Source organism: Rikenella microfusus DSM 15922 (assembly GCF_000427365.1).
In the GTDB taxonomy this organism is placed as follows: domain Bacteria; phylum Bacteroidota; class Bacteroidia; order Bacteroidales; family Rikenellaceae; genus Rikenella; species Rikenella microfusus.
In genome coordinates this window covers 838,578-857,561 of the sequence record NZ_KE386488.1, presented here as the reverse complement: position 1 = coordinate 857,561, position 18,984 = coordinate 838,578, and the positions used below count along the sequence as shown (strand labels likewise).

The following is an 18,984-nucleotide window of genomic DNA, read 5'->3' as shown; positions in this document are numbered from 1 at the left end:
CTTTTTTGCTTACTTTTTTGGTCGCGCAAAAAAGTAAGTGCCCCGCCGGCATGAGCGGGCGAAGAAAGAACAAACGCCCGTCGGCGAAAGACATACAATCAACCCTACGATTAATTATCCGCGTAGCGGTCAGCCCGGAGCCACCCCCGGCGAAGGGCTGCAACCTGCGGTTTTGCCCTTGCTGGCTCCGGGCAACAACATATAAATTTAATCGTACGATTAAAAACAAGTTTCCGCGTCAGCGGGCGGGCCGGACGCCTCCCCACGGGAGGCCCGCAATCCTCGTAAACTCGGGGCGGTCTCCCGGGCGCCCGACCCGAATGAAAAATAATCGTACGAATAAAAACAGAGCGTGTTATGAACGTAAAGATACTTTGGGTCGATGACGAAATCGAACTGCTGAAACCCCACCTGCTGTTCCTCCAGAACAAAGGCTACGAAGTAGAGACCAGCAACAACGGTTACGACGCCATCGAGATGGTGCAGCAGAAACCGTTCGACCTGATCATACTCGACGAGATGATGCCCGGTATGACCGGACTGGAGACCCTGCCCCGCATCAAATCCTTCGCCCCCACCACCCCCGTGGTGATGGTCACCAAATCCGAAGAAGAGAACATCATGGACAGAGCCGTCGGTTCCAAAATCGCCGACTACCTCATCAAACCCGTGAACCCCAACCAGGTGCTGCTCTCCATCAAGAAGAACGTGCACCAGCAGCAACTCGTGTCCGAAAAGAGCACCGCCGACTACCGTTCCGACTTCGGCAAAATCTCCGTCGCCCTGTCCGACGCCCGCACCTTCGCCCAGTGGACCGACGTCTACCGCAAACTCGTGCAATGGGACATCGAGCTGTCCGAGTCCAGCGATTCCAGCGTGCGGGAAATCCTCTCCTACCAGTTCAAAGAGGCCAACGACCTCTATGCACGGTTCGTGAAAAACAACTACCTCGGATGGTTCGACGACACCGATCCCGAACGGCCCGTGCTTTCCCATACCTTATTGCGGCAACGGCTCTTCCCCGTGGTGGACAAATCGAAAAAGACCACCTTCCTGCTGATCGACAACTTCCGTTACGACCAGTGGCTCATGATCCGGCCCCTGCTCCACAACCACTTCGACGTCGCCAGCGAAGAATTCTACTGCGCCATCCTGCCCACCGCCACCCAGTATGCCCGCAACGCCCTGTTCGCCGGGCTGACCCCGCTGGCCATCTCCAAACTGATGCCCGACCTATGGCTCAACGACAACCAGGAAGGCGGCAAAAACCGTTACGAAGAAGACTTCCTCAAACGCCAGCTCCAGCAATTCGGCAAGCCCTACCGGATGAGCTTCGACAAACTGATCCGTCCGGAACAGGGCAAAAAGCTGCTCGAAAACATCGACCGGCTCTCCAACGCAGACCTGTCGGTAGTCGTATACAACTTTCTGGACATCCTCTCGCACGCCCGCACCGAAAGCGAAATCATCCGCGAGCTGGCCGAAGAAGAGGTGGCCTTCCGATCGCTGACCCGGTCGTGGTTCGAACACTCCGACCTGTGGGAGATCATGAAACAACTCTCCGGCCGCGGCCATACGATCGTGGTCACCTCCGACCACGGCACCATCCGCGTGGACAACCCCGTGAAAGTGATCGGCGACCGCGAGACCTCGCCCAACCTGCGTTACAAAAGCGGCCGCAACCTGAACTACGACCCGAAACAGGTGTTCGCCATCACCAAACCGGAGGAGGCACACCTGCCCAAGTCGAACCTCACCTCGACCTATATTTTCGCCTACGACCACGATTTTCTGGTCTATCCGAACAACTTCAACCAGCACGTGCGGTACTATAAAAACACATTCCAGCATGGCGGCATTTCGATGGAAGAGATGATGGTGCCCTACATCGTGCTGAATCCGAAATAGGCCCGGCGAATGCGGGCGGAAAGGTAAAAAATCGTACCTTTAGGCCGGAACGCATCCCGAGATATGAAAACCATCACGATAAAAGGACTGTCCGACCTGCCCGACGCGGCGGAAGAACTGTTGGCCGAGGCGCAGGCCCGACAGGCAACGATCATCGCTTTCCACGGCGCGATGGGCGCCGGAAAAACCACGCTCGTCAAAGAGATGTGCCGCCAGCTGGGCATCGACCCGCAGGAGGTGAACAGCCCGTCGTTCGCAATCGTCAATGTATATCGTCCGGCCACGGAAACGGCCCGCGGTACGGGACCGGAAACGGTTTACCACTTCGATTTCTACCGGATCCGTTCGGTAGAGGAGGCTTTCGATTTCGGATACGAAGAATATTTTTTCAGCGGGAACCTCTGCCTGGTGGAATGGCCGGAAAAAATCGGAGAGTTGATACCGGAAGACGCCCTGAACGTGCGGCTCACGATCGTGGATGAAGATACCCGCACGCTCGAAATCGAAGACTGAAACCGTCGTGTCCATGTTTCGTTTTTACGCCATAAGAATTTGCTGTTTAGGAACAGTCGGTTGTCTGTCGTGCGGACTGCCGGCGACGGCCGCGGCTTTCCTGCCTCAGCCGGCCGCGGCGGATTCCGCCGCAGCGTGCGTCCCTCCGGCTGCCATCCGGGCGGATGCCCTGACCGAAACGTTCATCCGCGCCGGAGAGATGGTGGCCGAACGGGACATAGCCCTCTTTACGGCCGACCTGCTGGAGACCTACAAGATACTGAAAGGCGACGAACGGAACCTGACACGCCTGTTCTTGCGCTGCGAAGGGAACTGGGGCGCCACGGCCTACGCGCTGGCGTTGCAGGCGGCTTCGCGCGTCCCGATGCGGACGGTGCTGATGAATTACGACGCGGCGGACAGGAACTGGGAACGGACGGCGGTCGATATGGGTATGCTCTATAAAGGCAGCCGGCAACCGTCCTACACGTTCGGCGTTTACCTGGATCGCCAGCAGGAGGTATGGCGCAAAGTATTGGATGGCCCCGTCCGCTGGCGCAGGACTTTCCTCGGCCGTTAGGCATTCCACCTCTATTTTCGCGGTTATCGTTGAAGAACCGGCTTCACGCAAGCGGAATCCCGGAAACCGGAAAAGACGATCATAACAATCCGGACAATTTCCCCCAAGCATATTCTCTCATCAGGTAATATTTTCTCCGGTCGCCGGTTCTGCCATGCCGCCCGGGCACATGAACCGGATTGTAACTATCCTCCTCTCCATTCCCCGCAGGCTGCGGTTCTTGAGTAAACAAATTTGCGGTTCTTTATAGTCCGGACGCCCCGGAGGGGGCGCGGTTTAGGGTAGTTGCCGCCCGTGGGGAGGCTCCGGGATAGCCGCTAACGCGGAAATTTAGTCTTAACCCTACGGTCAATTCCATCGTCCGGAGCCAGCGCGGACTGCTTGCAGGCCTACGCCGGGGGTGGCTCCGGCCTGACAATGGGGAATTTACATAAAGCCATAGGATTAAATAAGTACTCCCGGCTTCTTAGCTCTGTGAGAAGTCAGGACAGAGACTGCCACCCCGGGAATGTGCGATTTTCCGTTCCGACAGGAGGTAGGAACGGGAAATCGCATTCCCGGCGACTTCTTTGTTTTCTTTCTTGGTCGCGCAAGAAAGAAAGTGCCCCGACGGCATGAGACGTTTGGAGAAACCGGTGCCCTTGCGGCATAAGCGGGCGAAGAAAAACCAACGCCCGTCGGAGACAGACAGTACTTTAAACCTACGGTTTAATACCATAATATCGGCTTTGCGCCCACCCCATCGGAGCAAACTCCCGGTCGGAGTGCCCGGAGGCACCGCGAAAGCCGGTGATTCTTCCGAATCGCATAAATAAAAACCATAAGATTAATCGTCCGCGTAGCGGCCAACCCGAAGCCCCCGGTGAAAGGCTGGTGCCGCCCGGCATTCGAACCGGCCTGTAACTGCCCCTGCTCTCGCTGGCTCCGGACTTGAACCTGCAAACTGAAAATATGCCTGGTCTTCAATAATTTTCGGCCCTGTGCCGAAGTCGCTCGGCGACTCCGGCACAGGGCCGTTCAGAGAGACCATTACCCGATTCCGGGTAAAGCGTATATACTTACCGATCCGTTTTTATTTGATCCGTTCGTAATATTCGCGGCTGCGGGTATCCACGCGGATTCTTTCGCCCGTATTGATGAACAGCGGCACCTTGATCGTCGCGCCCGTCTCCACCGTCGCCGGTTTGAGCGCGTTCGACGATGCGGTGTCCCCTTTCAGGCCCGGCTCGGTGTACGTCACCTCCATTTCGACCAGCTGCGGCAGTTCGGCCGACAGCACCTGTTCGTTATCGGTGCGGAACATGACTTCCACCACCTCGCCCTCTTTCATCAAGTCGGAGTTGTCGATCAGGTTCTTGTCGATCACGATCTGTTCGAAAGTTTCCGTGTGCATGAAGTTGGCGCCCATGTCGTCCTCGTAAAGGAATTGGTACGGGCGGCGTTCCACGCGTACCGGCTCGATCGGCGCGCCCGCCGTGAACGTGTTGTCGATCGTGCGTCCGTTCTCCAGGTTTTTGAGCTTCGTGCGCACGAAAGCGGGGCCTTTGCCCGGTTTTACGTGCTGGAAATCGACGATCTGGCAGGTTTTGCCGTTGAACTCGATGCACATCCCGATTTTGATATCTGCGGTTGTTGCCATGTATGGTTTTGAATTTTTATTTAGGCGACTATATATGATTTACACTACCCGGTTCCGGCTCCGCGTCGGACGGCTGAAAGCCGTCGGGGGGCGGCTCGAACCGAAAAATCATGCCGTGTAAATAGTATATAATTACCTTTGTTTGTAAACGATCGTATCGAAGACTGCAAAGTTAGGAAAAAGCGGGGGTTTACGCAAACATGGGCCGTATCCACTCCACCGCCGCGGCCCAGCCGACGAAACGGGCCGTCTTGCCGATCAGCATGAAAAGGGCCACCTGCCAGACGTTCACCTTGTAGAATCCCAGCCCCAGGGCGAACAGATCGCCCACCAGCGGCAGCCACGACAGGAAAGCGAGCCACGACCCCCAACGGTCGATCCTCGCCTTTTGTTTTTCGAGCGTCTCCGGCTTGACCTTGAACCACTTTTCGATCCATTCCCACCGGCCGCCCCGTCCCATCCAGTAGGAGACCATGCCTCCGGCCCAGTTGCCCAGCGAAGCCCACACGACGGTCCATACCACGTTGCCGCCGGCGGCCAGCATGCCGACCAGCAGGAAGTCCGAGCTGAACGGGATGATCGTCGCCGCCAGCAGCGCGCCGATGAACAGACCGAAATATCCGAGGTCGAGAAGCCACTCCATAGCGGTACGTCGTGCGGGGTCAGAGTTCGATGCTGCGGCACCGCAAACCGGCCCTTTGTATGGCTTCCAGCACGCGGGGCAGGGCGTAATAGAGGTTGCGCGAGGCTTTCGCCGAATCGTGGAAGACCACGATCGACCCTTCGTGCAGATGCCGCGTTACATTCCTCACGCACGCTTCGGGCGAAACCGCCCGCGAGTAATCCCGGCTCAGGATGTCCCACATGATGATGTGGTACCGTTCCGAGATGCGGCGGATCTGGCTGCGGGTGATGCGTCCGTAGGGGGGACGGTAGAGGTTGGTGCGGATCAGCCCGTTGGCCAGGTCGGCGTCTTCGAGATAGCGTCCCGTGGGGGTGCCCCATCCTTTGATATGGCTGTACGAATGGTTGCCGACGGCGTGGCCGCGGGCTTTGATTTTGCGGAAAATATCGGGATGCAGGTCCACATTTTTGCCGAGGCAGAAAAACGTGGCCTTGGCATCGTATTTGTCCAGTGTGTCGAGTACCCATTCGGTCACTTCGGGCGTGGGGCCGTCGTCGAACGTCAGGAAGATCCCCCCCGGTTCGCGGAGGTTCCAGTTCAGCTCTGGAAACAGACGTTTGATGAATTTCGGCGGACGGAAATACATGCCATGGGTTTTTGAACCGGTATAAAACGGAGCGGGCGGCCCGGCCGGAAACCGCGCAGGGGGCGCGACTTTACCTTTGCCGGCGTTCGTCACCGGCAAAGATAGGCAAAAGATGCGGAATACTCCTTCCTGCCCGGCACCGCCCGGACTTTTACCGGCCCGCAGGGAAGCATACCGGCTGGAAACGAGCGGCATTACGGGACGGGCAGAACGGCGCGGAATGGAATTATCGTTATATTTGTGATGGTAAGTATATACGACTTTACCCAAAATCGGATAACGATCTCCCTAAACGGCCCTGCGGTGCCGCTCGGCACAGGGGATCGGGGCTTTTCTCTGCTTAAGGAGGTGGGCGCGGGCCGAAATATGCTGAAAATCAGGCGTGCATATAATATAGAATAAAGTCGTATATACTTACCTTTGCGATCATCCGTTGCCGGGATTGTCCCGACCGTGCGAAAACGTTTATCCATCAAATACCGATACGACCATGAAAACATTTACACTCACTTGGCTCACGGCAGCTGCGCTGGTTTTTACGGCCTGCCGTTCGGGCGGCGTCAAGGTCACTTCCACGGGGAAACCGTACGAACTTTTCGTGGTGGCTCCTGCGGCGTTGTGGCAGGGACCTGCGGGCGATACCGCGCGCGCCGTCTTCGCCGACGAGGTGGAGATGATCAACCAGCCGGAACCCCGGTTCACGGTTTACAGCGTGCCGCCGGCCGGCTATAAGGCGACGGTGAGCAGGCACCGCAACATCCTGGTGCTGAAAACCGGTTCGCAATATTCGAAGTCGGATATGACGGCTTCTTACGATGTCAATTCGGCTCCGCAGCTGGAAGTGACGGTAACGGCTCCGTCGGCCGATTCGCTGGCGGCTTTCCTCCATACCTATGGAGGCGATCTGGTGAAACTGTACGAGATCGCGGAACGCGACCGGCTCGTGGCGCGGGCGGAAAAGTTCAGGAACAAGGAGATCGGCGAACTGATCCGGCAGAAGTTCGGCTTCGACATAAGCGTGCCGCAGGGCTACCGGGTACGCCTCGACACGACGAATTTCCTGTGGATATCGTTCGAACTGCCGCTGGCCAGCATCGGTTTCACGATCTACACCTATCCGGCGGATTCCGTGCCGGCGCGCAACGATGCGGCAGGCAATATCATCGCAGCGCGCAATGCGGCGGTGATGCAGGTGCCGGGGCCTTCGGACGGCAGTTATATGGCTACGAGCAGCGCGGCGGGGATGATGGATCAGAAGGCGCTGACGGTAAACGGACGCCGGTGGAATCAGGTACGCGGTTTCTGGGATGTGAAAGGCGACTTCATGGGGGGGCCGTTCATCAATTATACCACGTATGACCAGGCCCGGAACCGGATGCTGGCCATCGACGGTTATGTCTATTCGCCCTCTCCGAACAACAATGTGCCGATGAGGGATTATATCCGTCAGGTGGAGGCGATCTTCATGACGGTCCGCATACCCGAATAACCGGCCCCGATTATATCTTTCGTTCCCGATTATGTATTTCGATATGCCGATTCGTTTTCGCGGATGCTTTTTCTGTACGCGCCGGACCCTCCGGGTCTTTGCCCGGATTTGCACCGCCTCATGTTATCCGGGGCTGAGCCGACCGGGAGTTCTCTCTGGCGTAAGGGGGCCGCGCAAGCTGAAAAAGCATCGGATAAACTTGTCGGCAATGAAGTAGATACGACTTTATCCAAAATCGGATAATGATCTCCCTGAACGGTCCTGCGCCCAAGTCGCTTTGCGGCTTCGAGGGTAGCGGGTGTGGTCGGAATTATCTGAAAGACAGATCTGCATATAAGATAGGATAAAGTCGTATATATTTAATATCACCCGTAGTGTTACAGGTATCCGTTTTGGTTCGCACAGAACTCTTGTGCTTACCGGGACTTCCATCGTTCCGCTCGACAAGTTGCCGGGCGGAAATTTCCGACTGCCGAACAGGTTGATCCATGTACCAGACGGCACTGGGCCTTCCGAGATGGTGGCTCCGACCTGACATTGGGAGAACTTTACATAAAATCGTACTTTTGTACGGCACATGAATAACCGAGTCACCATATACACCGACGGCTCGTCGCTCGGCAACCCCGGCCCCGGAGGTTTCGGCGTCGTGCTGCTCGCCGGCCCCCACCGGCGCGAAATATCGGCAGGCTACCGCCTGACCACCAACAACCGTATGGAACTGCTGGCCGTCATCACCGGCCTGGAGGCCCTCAAACGCGACGGGCTGGACGTGACGGTCTATTCCGACTCCCGGTATGTGGTGGACGCCGTGCAGAAAGGGTGGATCTACGGCTGGATCCGCAAGGGGTTCGCCGGGAAAAAGAACGAAGACCTCTGGCGCCGTTTCATGCGCGTTTTCGACCGCCACCGGGTACGTTTCGTATGGGTCAAAGGCCATAACGACAACGCCGGGAACGAACGGTGCGACCGGCTGGCGACGACCGCTGCGCGGGGAACGGAACTGCTCGAAGATACCGGCTATGAAACCGCTGCGGTTGCGGGGGAACTGCCGGTATCTGTATAGCTCGGGGGAGAGAGCGGGCGAAAAGGGACGGAGCGGGAAGCGGCTCCGTAAAAACCGGATCCGACCATATGCTTTGTCGCCCGGTGCCCGCTTCCCGTAACGGCGCTCCGAAAAAACTATCTTTGCATCACAGCAGTTCCGTATGCTACCTTTGTTCATCGCCCGCAGGCATCTGTTCAGCCGCAAATCGCACTCGGTGATCAATCTGATCGCCGGGGTCAGCGTCGTGGCCGTGGCCGTACCCGTGATGGCGCTCGTCGCGATCCTCTCGTTCCACAACGGACTCGCCGATTTTATCGGGAACATGTACAGCGAATTCGATTCCGACCTGTGCGTCACGCCCCGCGAAGGACAATGGTTCGACGGCGACGGCCTGCGGCAGCGGATCGAAGCGTTGCCCGAAACGGAGACTGTCAGCGCCACGGCTGAACAAAATGTGCTCGTGACCTATTCCGACCGCCAGTGGATCGTTTCGATGCGCGGGGTGGATTCCCTCTACGGCGGGGTGGTGCCCATCGAACGGCGGATCGTGCAGGGACGTTACAGGCTCCGGCACGGCGATCTGGACGAGGCGGTGATCGGGCAGGGAACGGCCTATGCGCTCGGCGTACAGACGGCTCTGCCGGAACCCCTGAGGCTCTATGCCATCCGTCCCGGCAGCGGCAATCCGTCGTTCCTGCCTGTCGGGTTGTACAACGAGGCGCGTGTCCGTCCGTCCGGAATCTATGCGCTCGACGAGCAGACCGATTCGCGTTATATCTTCGTCCCGCTCGGATTCGCCCAACGACTGACCGGGGCGGGGAATAAAATATCTTCGCTGGAGGTACGGCTCCGGGAGGGAGTGTCGCCCGAAACCGGCAAGCGGGCGGTGGAGGCCGTTGCCGGAACGGGATTCGACGTGAAGACGCGTTTCGAACAGAAAGAGACCGTTTACCGGATGGTAGCGCAGGAGAAATGGATCATTTACCTGCTCCTGATGTTCGTGGTGCTGATCGCTGCGCTGAGCTTGGTCGGGTCGGTGGTGATGCTGGCGGCCGACAAGGAGAAGGATCGGGAGATGCTGCTGGCGATGGGCGGCACGCCGCGGCTGTTGAGGCGGGTATTTGCCTGGGAGGGGGTGCTGATTACGGCTTGCGGCGTTGCGGTCGGACTTGTGCTGGGTGTCGGTTTCGCCGTATTGCAGCAGGAAGCCGGCATTATCAGAATGGCCGGCGATGCGTTCCTGATGGATGCCTATCCCGTGCGGATCGATCCGTTCGACTTGCTGGCGACGGCCGGGGGTGTCCTGCTCCTGGGAACGGGCGTCAGCGTGCTGACGGCTGCCGGATTGAGCAAACGGAAATAAAGAAGGGGACTGTAAATGACGGTGTATCATTTGCGACTCGATTCTTTGTTATTCGTACAATATAGTTACAGGGTCGGATACCGGTAGTGGACGCGGTTTCGGGTAATTACCGCCCGGCTCGGGTGCCGGGCGGTACCGGATCTCCTCTTCAGGAGGCCGCCCCGCCCGCTGACGCGGAACTTATATTTTAACCGTACAGTTAAACTTATATGTTGTCGCCCGGAGCCAGCGAGGGCCAAACGAGCTTTGCGAGTTGTAGCCCTGCGCCGGGGGTGGCTCCGGGCTGACCGCTACGCGGATAATTAACGTACGGTTAAATGGCCGGGGCATGTTTTGCGACCTTTAGGTCGCGCGGGCCGGACGCCTCCCCACGGGAGGCCCGCAATCCTAAATTCGGAGCGGTCTCCCGGGCGCCCGACCCGAATGAAAAATAACCGTAAGTTTAACGAAGTACTCCCGGCTTCTTACATTGGTATCGAAGTACGGGTAAAGGCTGCTGACCCGGGAATGTGCGATTTTCCGTTCCGACGGGAGTCGGGAGCGGGGAATCGCATTCCCGGCGACTTTTTTGCTTACTTTTTTTGTCGCGCAACCGACGCAGCAGCCGAGAGCCATCGGGCTTGCACGAATGGCCGAGGTGCCAGGAGGAACCGAGCAGCGTACCGAGACCAGAGGCCGCTTGCGGACTTTGGCGAGGAAGCGCGAGGAAGCCACCGGCAAACCGTAGGTAAAAAAGTAAGTGCCCCTGCGGCATGAGCGGGCGAAGAAAGAACAAACGCTCGTCGGCGACAGACATGACATTAAACTTACAGTTAAATGGCTGGGGCATGTTTTGCGACCTTTAGGTCGCGCGGGCCGCAGCCTCGCCCCGCGGAGGCCCGCTCGCAAGGCTCGTTCACGGTCTCCGCAGGCTGCGACCCTCGGCAAATAACCGTAGAGTTTTTAGTTTCCGCGATTCATAAGAATCGCCGGTTTTCGCGGTGCCTCCGGGCACTCCGACCGGGAGTTTGCGCCGATGGGTGGGCGCAAAGCCGAACGGGTAAAGTATTTTAACCCTATGATAAAAAATAGGGTTCCGTGTCGGCGGGTAAACCGGCGCCCCCGGAACACCGCCGGCTCCGGGCAACAAACGTAATTAAGGATCCGTTTAATTTTCCATTGGTTTCGGCCTGCCGAGCCAGGGTACTTACCTGAAGAAATTTGCAAACGATGATAGATGACTTGATACGGATGCTCGCGCATTGTCTCGTTCCGGGCCGGTTCTCGACGATTCCCGTTCGTCGGAGTCCCGGCCGCGTCGCGGGAATAAGGGGCCGTCTGATTCTGTGCGCCATATCGGTGTCGTTGCTTCTGACGGCCTGCCACAGCGGGCCGAAAGCCATTCCAGAAGGGACGATGCGTTCCATCATGCGCGATATGCTGGTGAGCCAGTCCGTCCTGCAGGTAGACAAATCGGCACTGGACGGCATGCGGATCGATTCCGTGGAGGTGCAGACCGCCATTTTGGGCAAATACGGTTATACGATGGACGACTTCCGGTTCACTGTCCGCGAGATGTCCATGCGCAAGAGCAACCCGCTGGCCAATATCCTCAGCGGCGTGGCCGCAGACATCAAATATTCGCGCGTCGGTGCCGAGGGACGGTACAAAGAACAGTTGCGGATCGATTCGATCGCTCAGACGCGTACTTCCGACACGGTGTTTACGAGCGATACGGTGCTTCGCGGCAAGCTGGACGGTTACCGGATCGCCTATGCCGGACCGGAACCGGCGGATTCCTCCGTGCCTGCGGGTACCTACCGGATAGCATTCGAATACTCCACCGGCAGCCATGCCCGTTCCTACACGAAGTCGGTACGGGCGAAAAGGACGGAACGGAGCGGGAAAACTACGGAAAGCACCCTTTGGCTCCCTACGGCGAAAGACACGGTCGGCTACGAGGAGGAGATCAGTGTCGGCGGAAATGTCAAATTGCTGGAAATGACCCTGTCCGAGATCGTCCGGCGGGATTTGCCGGCAGACACCTGTTACCTCACGGACATCCGCCTGGTGCACGTGCTGCCCGTGCGGCTGGCCCGCAGGCAACTCTTCGAACAGCTCACCGGATTCCCGGAACAATTATATCTTTATTATGAAAAACGTTATTTCGACAGCCTCCAGACGTCTGGCGGCCCCGTACCTCCTTTCGCCGGACGGTAAGCTCCTGCGCAACGGGGTGGTGCGTTTCGCCGCCGACGGAACGGTCGAAGGGGTGGAGCAGTGCGAGCGGATCGATTCCCTGCCGCAGACCGAATACCACAACGGCATTCTGATTCCGGGCATGACCAATGCCCATTGCCATCTGGAGCTTTCGTTCTTCAAGGGGGCGATACCGCAGCACGCGGGCATGGTGAAGTTTATCGACCATGTGGTCTCCAAACGCAACGATTATTCGCGCGAGGTGCAGGTCGCACGGGCCGTCGAAGAGGATCTGTCTATGTGGCGGGAGGGTATTCAGGCCGTCGGGGACATCAGTAACGACACGACGTCGTTTCCGGCCAAGGCGAAAGCGTTGCGCGAGGGGCGGACGCGTTACCATACTTTCGCCGAGTTTTTCGGGATGCCGGCGGACGGCGAGGCGGAGGCGTTCTACCATCGGGCGGTCGATCCGTTGCTGGCCGCGGCTGCCGCAGACGGGCTGGAGATCACGCCGACGCAGCATTCGACCTATTTCATGTCGGACAAGCTGTTCCGGTTGGGGGCGGACTCACCGCTGATGTCGATTCATTTTATGGAGACTCCGGCGGAGGTCGATTTCTTCGACCGCAGGGGCGGGATTTACGAAATGGTGAAGGCTTCGGCAGGCCGGGAACCGGATTTCCTTGCCTACGGGGGGCATGCCGAACGGTTGGTGGGGTCGTTGCCGAAAGGGGCGCACCTGATCCTGATTCATAACACGCAGATGCGGCGTCGGGATATGGAGCTGATCCTGAATTATTTCGAGGATGTAACGTTCGTGCTGTGCCCGCGGTCGAATTATTATATAGATGCGGATTTTCCGCCGGCGCAGATGCTGTACGAGGCTGGGGCGCGGGTGGCGCTGGGAACGGACAGCCTGTCGTCGAATACTTCCCTGTCGCTGGCGGAGGAACTCAAATGGCTGTCGGCCCATAATCCGTCGATCCCGCTGGAGACGCTTCTCCAATGGGCGACGCTGGGCGGGGCGCGTGCGTTGCGCTTCGATGACGAAATCGGCAGTTTCGAACCGGGCAAGAGACCGGGGGCGGTATTGCTCTCGGGGGTGGATTTCTCTTCCCTGACGCTCGCTTCCGACGCCCGTATGCTACGTTTGTTTTAAACCGTTCGTTTATTCGTACGGTTGGGTTTGAGGGTACTGTTCTTTTTGTGAACAAAAAGAACCAAAAAAACTTTTTGAGATGCTTCGCATCTCCTGGGCCTGCCGGATACCCCTGTCTTCGACAAATTTTGTGTTATCGGAACAGGGGCTATATAACGGTTATTGCTTGATTAGCCCCTGTTCCGATAACACAAAAGGATTCGCAATACAAAAGGACTGCGGAGCCTAAGGCATAGCGCAGCGGACTCAAAAGTTTTTGGTGCCGCTTTTTCCAAAAAGCGGCAGTTCCATCCAACATCAATGTGTGAATAAACGAACCGATCAATACATAAGATGACGATAGAACAGTTGGAGCAGCGGATCGGGGACAGTGCATCCGTCCGGCAGCTCGAACGGCGGTACGACGAAAGGAACACCCTTCGTATCCGGGGGATGGCCGGTTCGTTGTTCGCCATCGTCGCCGGGCACGTCGCCCGGCGGAAAGGAGGCGTGCACCTTATCGTGGCCGGCGACCGCGACGAAGCCTCCTACCTCTGCAACGACCTGACCAATCTGGCCGGTTCCCAGGCCGTCGGGAACATACTTTTTTACCCCACCGCTTACAAACGTTCCGTACAGACCCTGCGCGAAGACCCCGCCGGCATCGTGCAGCGCACCGCCGTGCTGACCGCCCTCGGCAGCCGGAAAGAACGGTCGGCACCGCTTATTATCTGCACCTGGCCCGACGCCCTGGCCGAAAAAGTGGCCGACCGCCAGCGGCTCGCCGAGCACGTGCTCCGCATCCGCAAAGGAGAGCGGATCAGCATGGACGACCTCGAAAAACGACTGGCCGGTTACCTGTTCGAACGCGTCGATTTCGTCGGCGAACCCGGTCAGTACTCCCGGCGCGGCGGGATCATCGACATCTTCTCGTTCGGCGACAGCAAACCCTACCGTATCGACTTTTTCGGCGACGACATCGAATCCATCCGTCTGTTCAGCGTCGGCACCCAGCTCTCGACCGAGACCCGCGACGAAGCCGAAATCGTGCCGAACCTCAAGAATCCGGAGCTGGCCGAAAAACGCGTCTCCCTGGCCGAATACATCGGCGACGACCCCACGACCCTCTGGATGACCAACCCCGTGCAGCTGTTAGGCAAACTCGACCAGATCCGGACCAAACTGCTCGGCGAGCTGTCCGACCCGGCGCAGATCGGCAGCCTCGTGACCAGCCGCAGGCAATTCCTGGCCGAAACGAAAAACTGGCGTTGGATCGGGCTGAACGTCAATGTCCCCGAACGGCCCGCCGAAGGCGACGACATCGATTTCGGCGCCTCTCCACAGCCGCAGTTCAACAAGAACTTCGAACTGCTGGCCGCCGACATCCGGCGCGGCAACGAAGAGGGCCGCACCACCTATATCCTGACCGAGAACCGCGCCCAGATGGAACGGCTCGAAAACGTATTCGAATCCGTCGGGCTGGAACACGTCGGCTACGGGCACGTACCCCTCACCCTGCACGGCGGCTTCGTCCTGCCCGCCCTGAAACTCGCCCTCTATACCGACCACCAGATCTTCGACCGCTACCACCGTTACACCGTGCCCGGCGAAATCGACCGGCGCGAAAGCATGACCATCGCCGAACTGAACGCCCTCCAGATCGGCGACTACGTGGTGCATATCGACCACGGCGTAGGCCGGTTCGGGGGACTGGTGCGCAGCACGACGAACGGCGCGGTGCAGGAGTTCGTCAAACTGGTTTACAAAGACAACGACATCCTGTTCGTCAATGTCCATTCGCTGCACCGCATCAGCAAATACAAAGACAAGGACGCGCCGGAACCGAAAGTGCACAAACTCGGTTCGGGAGCCTGGCAGAAACTGAAACAGACCACCAAAAACAAGGTCAAGGACATCGCCCGCGAGCTGATCGCCCTGTACGCCAAACGGAAAGCCAGCGCCGGATTCGCCTATTCGCCCGACGGCTTTATGCAGCAGGAGCTGGAGGCCTCGTTCCTGTACGAAGACACCCCCGACCAGCAGAGCGCTACGCAGGCCGTCAAGGAAGACATGGAACAGCCCGTGCCGATGGACCGGCTGGTCTGCGGCGACGTCGGTTTCGGCAAGACCGAAATCGCCATCCGCGCCGCGTTCAAAGCCGCCGCCGACGGCAAACAGGTGGCCGTGCTGGTGCCGACCACCGTCCTCTCGTTGCAGCATTACCGGACATTCTCGCGGCGGCTCAGGGATTTCCCCGTGCGGGTCGAAAACTTTTCCAGAGTAAAGACCGCGAAGCAGACCCGCGAAATCCTGGACGACCTGGCGGACGGGAAGATAGACATCGTCATCGGTACGCACCGCCTGTTGGGCAAGAACGTCCGGTTCAAAGACCTCGGACTGCTGATTATCGACGAAGAGCAGAAGTTCGGCGTGGCCAACAAAGAGAAGCTGCGCCATCTGAAAGCCAACGTGGACACGCTGACCCTGACCGCCACGCCGATACCGCGCACCCTGCAATTCTCGTTGATGGGCGCGCGCGACATGTCGATCATCAACACCCCGCCACCCAACCGCCAACCCGTCGCCACCGAGGTGGACGTGTTCGACGAGGAGATTATCCGCGAAGCGATCGAAGCCGAGCTGCAACGCGGCGGACAGGTCTTCTTCCTGCATAACCGGGTGCAGTCGCTCGGCAGGATGAAGGAGCTGATCGGGCGGCTTTGCCCCGGCGCACGCGTGGCCGTGGGGCACGGGCAGATGCCCGCCGGAGAGCTGGAAAAGATCATGATGGACTTCATCTACGGCGAGTACGACGTGCTGCTGGCCACCACCATCATCGAGTCCGGTATCGACATTCCGAATGCCAACACGATGATCATCAACAACGCCCACATGTTCGGCCTCTCCGACCTGCACCAGCTGCGGGGGCGCGTGGGGCGTACCAACCGCAAGGCGTACTGTTACCTGCTGATCCCCTCGGAAGAGGCCGTGACCGCCGACGCCCACCGGCGGCTCAGGGCGCTGGAAGAGTTTTCCGAACTGGGCAGCGGTTTCAATATCGCCATGCAGGACCTCGACATCCGCGGGGCGGGGAACATCCTCGGCGCCGAACAGAGCGGTTTCATCGCCGACATCGGTTTCGAGACCTACCAGAAGATCATGGCCGAAGCGGTGGCGGAGCTGCGGGAGGAACAGGGGCTGGAACCGGATACGACGGCTATCGACTGCGTGATCGAGACCGATTCGTCGGCCCACCTGCCCGACAGTTATATCGGCAATACGGCCGAAAAGATCCGCCTCTACCGCGAACTGGACGGCATCCGCACCGAGGAGGCCCTCGGGCAGTTCATCGCCCGCCTGACCGACCGTTTCGGCGAACCGCCCGCTCCCGTCGCAGAGCTGTTCGAAGTGGTGCGGCTGCGCCGCGTGGCCGAGAGCGACGGCATCGAACGGGTCGTGCTCAAAAACGGCACGGCCACCCTTTACTTCGTGGCCAATGAGAAATCGGCCTTCTACCGGAGCGACCGGTTCATGGCCATCCTGAAGGCGGTGACTGCCGCCCCGAAAAAGTTCAAACTCAACCAATCCAATAATAAACTATCTTTGTCGGTCAAAGAAGCGGCCTCGGTGCCGGCCCTGCGCCGTACGCTGGAGGGGCTGGCGGCGGCCGGACAGTTCTCCGCAGGCGGTCCGTCGGTGCCGTCGGCGGAGCATGAACAGACCCGATGAATTTAGTCATAGACATAGGAAACACCTTCGCCAAGACCGCCGTCATGGACGGTTCCGAGATCGTGTTCAAGAATGTGGAACAGGAACTGAGCTGCCCCGCGATCCGGGATTTGCTGCACGAATACCCGGCTATCGACCGGGCGATCCTGTCCACCACGCGGAACCCGAACGAACGTACCGAGGAGTATATCCGCCGCCATGTGAGCCATTTTCTGCGTTTCGTGCCGGGAACGCCGGTACCGCTGGCGAACCTGTACGCTACGCCCGAAACGCTGGGCGCCGACCGGCTGGCCGCTGCCGTGGGGGCGTGGGACGTTGCCCCCGGCCGCGAACTGCTGATCATCGACCTCGGCTCGGCCATCACCATCGACCGGGTCAGCGCGGCCGGCGAATACCTCGGCGGCAATATCTCGCCCGGCATGGCCATGCGCTTCGAGGCGCTCCACCGCCTGACCGACCGGCTGCCGCTCTGTTCCACCCCGGAGCGCTACGACCTGACCGGGACCTCGACGCGCAACGCCATCGAAAGCGGCGTCGTGCTCGGCATTATCCACGAAATCGAAGGCTATATCGACCGGATCGGCGAAAAAAACGGAGCCTTGACGGTCTTTTTTGCCGGTAGGGATGCGAATTTCTTTGCCGACAAAGTAAAAAAACCGATATTTGTAATTTACGACCTGGTCATTAAAGGACTGAACCGAATACTCGAATATAATGCCCAACCCAATACTCAGGACATTGAACCATAGCGTGACGTGCCGCCGCGGGCGGACTTTCCTCTGTCTGTGCGCCGTATGGTGCGCGGGTCTGGTTTCCGTCCGGGCCCAGATCAGCGACCTCAATGCTTTCTCGCCGTACACCATGTACGGGATCGGGGACATGGCCGTGGGTGGCAGCGCGTTCAACCGTTCGATGGGCGGCGCCGGCATCGCCGTCCGCGATCCGCATGCCTTCAACTACCGGAATCCCGCCTCCATGAGCGCGATCCCGAGGCAGTCGGCCATCTTCAATTTCGCCGGCGAAGGGAAAAACATCTACGCGAAGAGTGACGCGGCATCCACTTCCTACAACACGTTCAATATCCACGACCTGGGGCTGGCCGTGCCGCTGGGCAAAGGCGTGGGGCTGGGCTTCTCGCTGACGCCGGTCAGCTCGGTGGGTTATACGAGCCGTATCGTCGCGCAGAACGCGGACATCACCGAAAATATAGGAAGTACCGTTTATAATTATGCCGGCGACGGCGGGATCACCCAGGTGGCGATGAGCCTCGGCGTGAACGTCACCCCCCGTTTTTCGTTGGGCGCCAGCATGAACTACTGGTTCGGGAATATCGAGCGGCAGTACAACGCCATGGTGACTTCGTATCTCGGTTCGGAGACGTACCGCAACGTCGTTTCGTCGGAGAACCAAAATCTCAGTAAGATTCTGTTCACCCTCGGTGCGCAGTATGTTTTCAAGGTCGGCAAGAACAACGCGCTGGCCGTCGGGGTGACCTATCAGCCCAAAGTGACCGCTTCCGTCAAGCAGACCCGTCTGACCCTCTCGTACAGTAATTCCGTCGCGGACACCGTCTATTCGGGAGTCAGCCGGTGGAACATGGATATTCCGGGCAAGGTCGGCGCCGGCATTTACTTCCAGTCCCGCAAACTGGGCGTAGCTTTCGATTACAGCCGCCAGAACTGGAGCGGTGCGTTCGAAATCCCGAAGGATCAGGACATCACCCTCGGAGCGCAGCAGGACTATCGCCTCGGCTTCAGCTATACCCCGAACCGGTACGATATCCGCAATGCGCTGAACCGCTGGACCTATAAGGCCGGTCTGCGGTACGGCGACAGCTACCTGAGCAAGGCCGGGCACCGGTTGCACGACGCGGCGGTGTCGGTGGGGGTCGATTTCGCCCTCAAGAAAGGCTCTTTCTCCAAAGTGGGGATCGGCGTCGAATACGGCGAACGCGGCAGCCGGGCAGCCGGACAGATCCGGGAACGTTATTTCAATATCTTCGCCGCCCTGAGCCTCTTCGGACAGGATTACTGGTTCGTGCGGCCGAAATACAATTAAAGACAGGGGGGGCGGCGAATCGGGCGATGTCCTCCGCAGAGCGCGGAAAACGGCGCCCCTGATCCGGACCTGACGATTAACGAAACTAACC

The 18,984-nt window shown here is 58.8% G+C and carries 14 protein-coding genes; 11 read left to right on the top strand and 3 right to left on the bottom strand.

Annotated features, from left to right (window positions below; all coding sequences use genetic code 11):
* The first annotated feature begins 357 nt into the window (after positions 1 to 357).
* From porX to RIKMI_RS0104745, 3 genes are all read left to right on the top strand, one after another.
* Positions 358 to 1,908 carry a T9SS response regulator signal transducer PorX gene (gene porX / locus RIKMI_RS0104755; RefSeq protein ID WP_037291519.1) on the top strand — a complete coding sequence of 517 codons (1,551 nt, stop codon included), beginning with the start codon at positions 358 to 360 and terminating at the stop codon, positions 1,906 to 1,908.
* A 63-nt stretch (positions 1,909 to 1,971) separates the two neighbouring features.
* Positions 1,972 to 2,421, top strand: a complete 450-nt coding sequence (gene tsaE / locus RIKMI_RS0104750) for a tRNA (adenosine(37)-N6)-threonylcarbamoyltransferase complex ATPase subunit type 1 TsaE (RefSeq protein ID WP_027290656.1) — start codon at positions 1,972 to 1,974, stop codon at positions 2,419 to 2,421.
* Between the two features lie 13 nt (positions 2,422 to 2,434).
* On the top strand, positions 2,435 to 2,980 hold the full coding sequence (locus RIKMI_RS0104745; RefSeq protein WP_027290655.1) for a hypothetical protein: 546 nt from the start codon (positions 2,435 to 2,437) through the stop codon (positions 2,978 to 2,980).
* Between the two features lie 1,072 nt (positions 2,981 to 4,052).
* Here RIKMI_RS0104745 and efp read toward each other — a convergent pair.
* From efp to RIKMI_RS0104725, 3 genes are all read right to left on the bottom strand, one after another.
* The gene (gene efp / locus RIKMI_RS0104740) at positions 4,053 to 4,619 is read right to left on the bottom strand and encodes an elongation factor P (protein ID WP_027290654.1); all 567 of its coding nucleotides are present in this window, start codon (positions 4,617 to 4,619) and stop codon (positions 4,053 to 4,055) included.
* Between the two features lie 190 nt (positions 4,620 to 4,809).
* Entirely contained in the window at positions 4,810 to 5,262 is a 453-nt protein-coding gene (locus RIKMI_RS13065) for a YqaA family protein (RefSeq protein ID WP_037291516.1), read from the bottom strand.
* 19 nt (positions 5,263 to 5,281) lie between these two features.
* Positions 5,282 to 5,890, bottom strand: coding sequence for a polysaccharide deacetylase family protein (locus RIKMI_RS0104725; RefSeq protein WP_027290653.1), 609 nt, complete (start codon positions 5,888 to 5,890; stop codon positions 5,282 to 5,284).
* Positions 5,891 to 6,380: 490 nt separating this feature from the next.
* Between RIKMI_RS0104725 and RIKMI_RS0104720 the strand changes: the two genes are divergently transcribed.
* From RIKMI_RS0104720 to RIKMI_RS0104685, 8 genes are all read left to right on the top strand, one after another.
* Positions 6,381 to 7,379, top strand: coding sequence for a DUF4837 family protein (locus RIKMI_RS0104720; protein WP_027290652.1), 999 nt, complete (start codon positions 6,381 to 6,383; stop codon positions 7,377 to 7,379).
* A 577-nt stretch (positions 7,380 to 7,956) separates the two neighbouring features.
* Complete coding sequence (gene rnhA / locus RIKMI_RS0104715) at positions 7,957 to 8,445, top strand: ribonuclease HI (RefSeq protein WP_037291514.1); 489 nt, start codon at positions 7,957 to 7,959, stop codon at positions 8,443 to 8,445.
* Between the two features lie 142 nt (positions 8,446 to 8,587).
* Positions 8,588 to 9,790 carry an ABC transporter permease gene (locus RIKMI_RS0104710; RefSeq protein WP_027290650.1) on the top strand — a complete coding sequence of 401 codons (1,203 nt, stop codon included), beginning with the start codon at positions 8,588 to 8,590 and terminating at the stop codon, positions 9,788 to 9,790.
* A 1,209-nt stretch (positions 9,791 to 10,999) separates the two neighbouring features.
* Positions 11,000 to 11,989: a hypothetical protein gene (locus RIKMI_RS0104705; protein ID WP_147288429.1), complete on the top strand. Its 990-nt coding sequence runs from the start codon at positions 11,000 to 11,002 to the stop codon at positions 11,987 to 11,989.
* On the top strand, positions 11,922 to 13,127 hold the full coding sequence (locus RIKMI_RS0104700; RefSeq protein ID WP_037291509.1) for an amidohydrolase family protein: 1,206 nt from the start codon (positions 11,922 to 11,924) through the stop codon (positions 13,125 to 13,127). Before RIKMI_RS0104705 ends, RIKMI_RS0104700 begins: the two co-directional genes overlap by 68 nt.
* A gap of 333 nt (positions 13,128 to 13,460) precedes the next feature.
* On the top strand, positions 13,461 to 16,835 hold the full coding sequence (gene mfd / locus RIKMI_RS13060) for a transcription-repair coupling factor (protein WP_051214353.1): 3,375 nt from the start codon (positions 13,461 to 13,463) through the stop codon (positions 16,833 to 16,835).
* Positions 16,832 to 17,584, top strand: a complete 753-nt coding sequence (locus tag RIKMI_RS0104690) for a type III pantothenate kinase (RefSeq protein ID WP_027290647.1) — start codon at positions 16,832 to 16,834, stop codon at positions 17,582 to 17,584. Before mfd ends, RIKMI_RS0104690 begins: the two co-directional genes overlap by 4 nt.
* Entirely contained in the window at positions 17,550 to 18,893 is a 1,344-nt protein-coding gene (locus RIKMI_RS0104685; RefSeq protein ID WP_147288430.1) for a BamG family beta-barrel-assembly machinery protein, read from the top strand. Before RIKMI_RS0104690 ends, RIKMI_RS0104685 begins: the two co-directional genes overlap by 35 nt.
* The last annotated feature ends 91 nt before the right edge of the window (positions 18,894 to 18,984 follow it).

Bases quoted from the DNA above. Each gene is read 5' to 3' on its own strand.
- porX (WP_037291519.1), top strand. From the start codon at position 358: ATGAACGTAAAGATACTTTGGGTCGATGACGAAATCGAACTGCTGAAA.
- tsaE (WP_027290656.1), top strand. From the start codon at position 1,972: ATGAAAACCATCACGATAAAAGGACTGTCCGACCTGCCCGACGCGGCG.
- RIKMI_RS0104745 (WP_027290655.1), top strand. From the start codon at position 2,435: ATGTTTCGTTTTTACGCCATAAGAATTTGCTGTTTAGGAACAGTCGGT.
- efp (WP_027290654.1), bottom strand. From the start codon at position 4,619: ATGGCAACAACCGCAGATATCAAAATCGGGATGTGCATCGAGTTCAAC.
- RIKMI_RS13065 (WP_037291516.1), bottom strand. From the start codon at position 5,262: ATGGAGTGGCTTCTCGACCTCGGATATTTCGGTCTGTTCATCGGCGCG.
- RIKMI_RS0104725 (WP_027290653.1), bottom strand. From the start codon at position 5,890: ATGTATTTCCGTCCGCCGAAATTCATCAAACGTCTGTTTCCAGAGCTG.
- RIKMI_RS0104720 (WP_027290652.1), top strand. From the start codon at position 6,381: ATGAAAACATTTACACTCACTTGGCTCACGGCAGCTGCGCTGGTTTTT.
- rnhA (WP_037291514.1), top strand. From the start codon at position 7,957: ATGAATAACCGAGTCACCATATACACCGACGGCTCGTCGCTCGGCAAC.
- RIKMI_RS0104710 (WP_027290650.1), top strand. From the start codon at position 8,588: ATGCTACCTTTGTTCATCGCCCGCAGGCATCTGTTCAGCCGCAAATCG.
- RIKMI_RS0104705 (WP_147288429.1), top strand. From the start codon at position 11,000: ATGATAGATGACTTGATACGGATGCTCGCGCATTGTCTCGTTCCGGGC.
- RIKMI_RS0104700 (WP_037291509.1), top strand. From the start codon at position 11,922: ATGAAAAACGTTATTTCGACAGCCTCCAGACGTCTGGCGGCCCCGTAC.
- mfd (WP_051214353.1), top strand. From the start codon at position 13,461: ATGACGATAGAACAGTTGGAGCAGCGGATCGGGGACAGTGCATCCGTC.
- RIKMI_RS0104690 (WP_027290647.1), top strand. From the start codon at position 16,832: ATGAATTTAGTCATAGACATAGGAAACACCTTCGCCAAGACCGCCGTC.
- RIKMI_RS0104685 (WP_147288430.1), top strand. From the start codon at position 17,550: ATGCCCAACCCAATACTCAGGACATTGAACCATAGCGTGACGTGCCGC.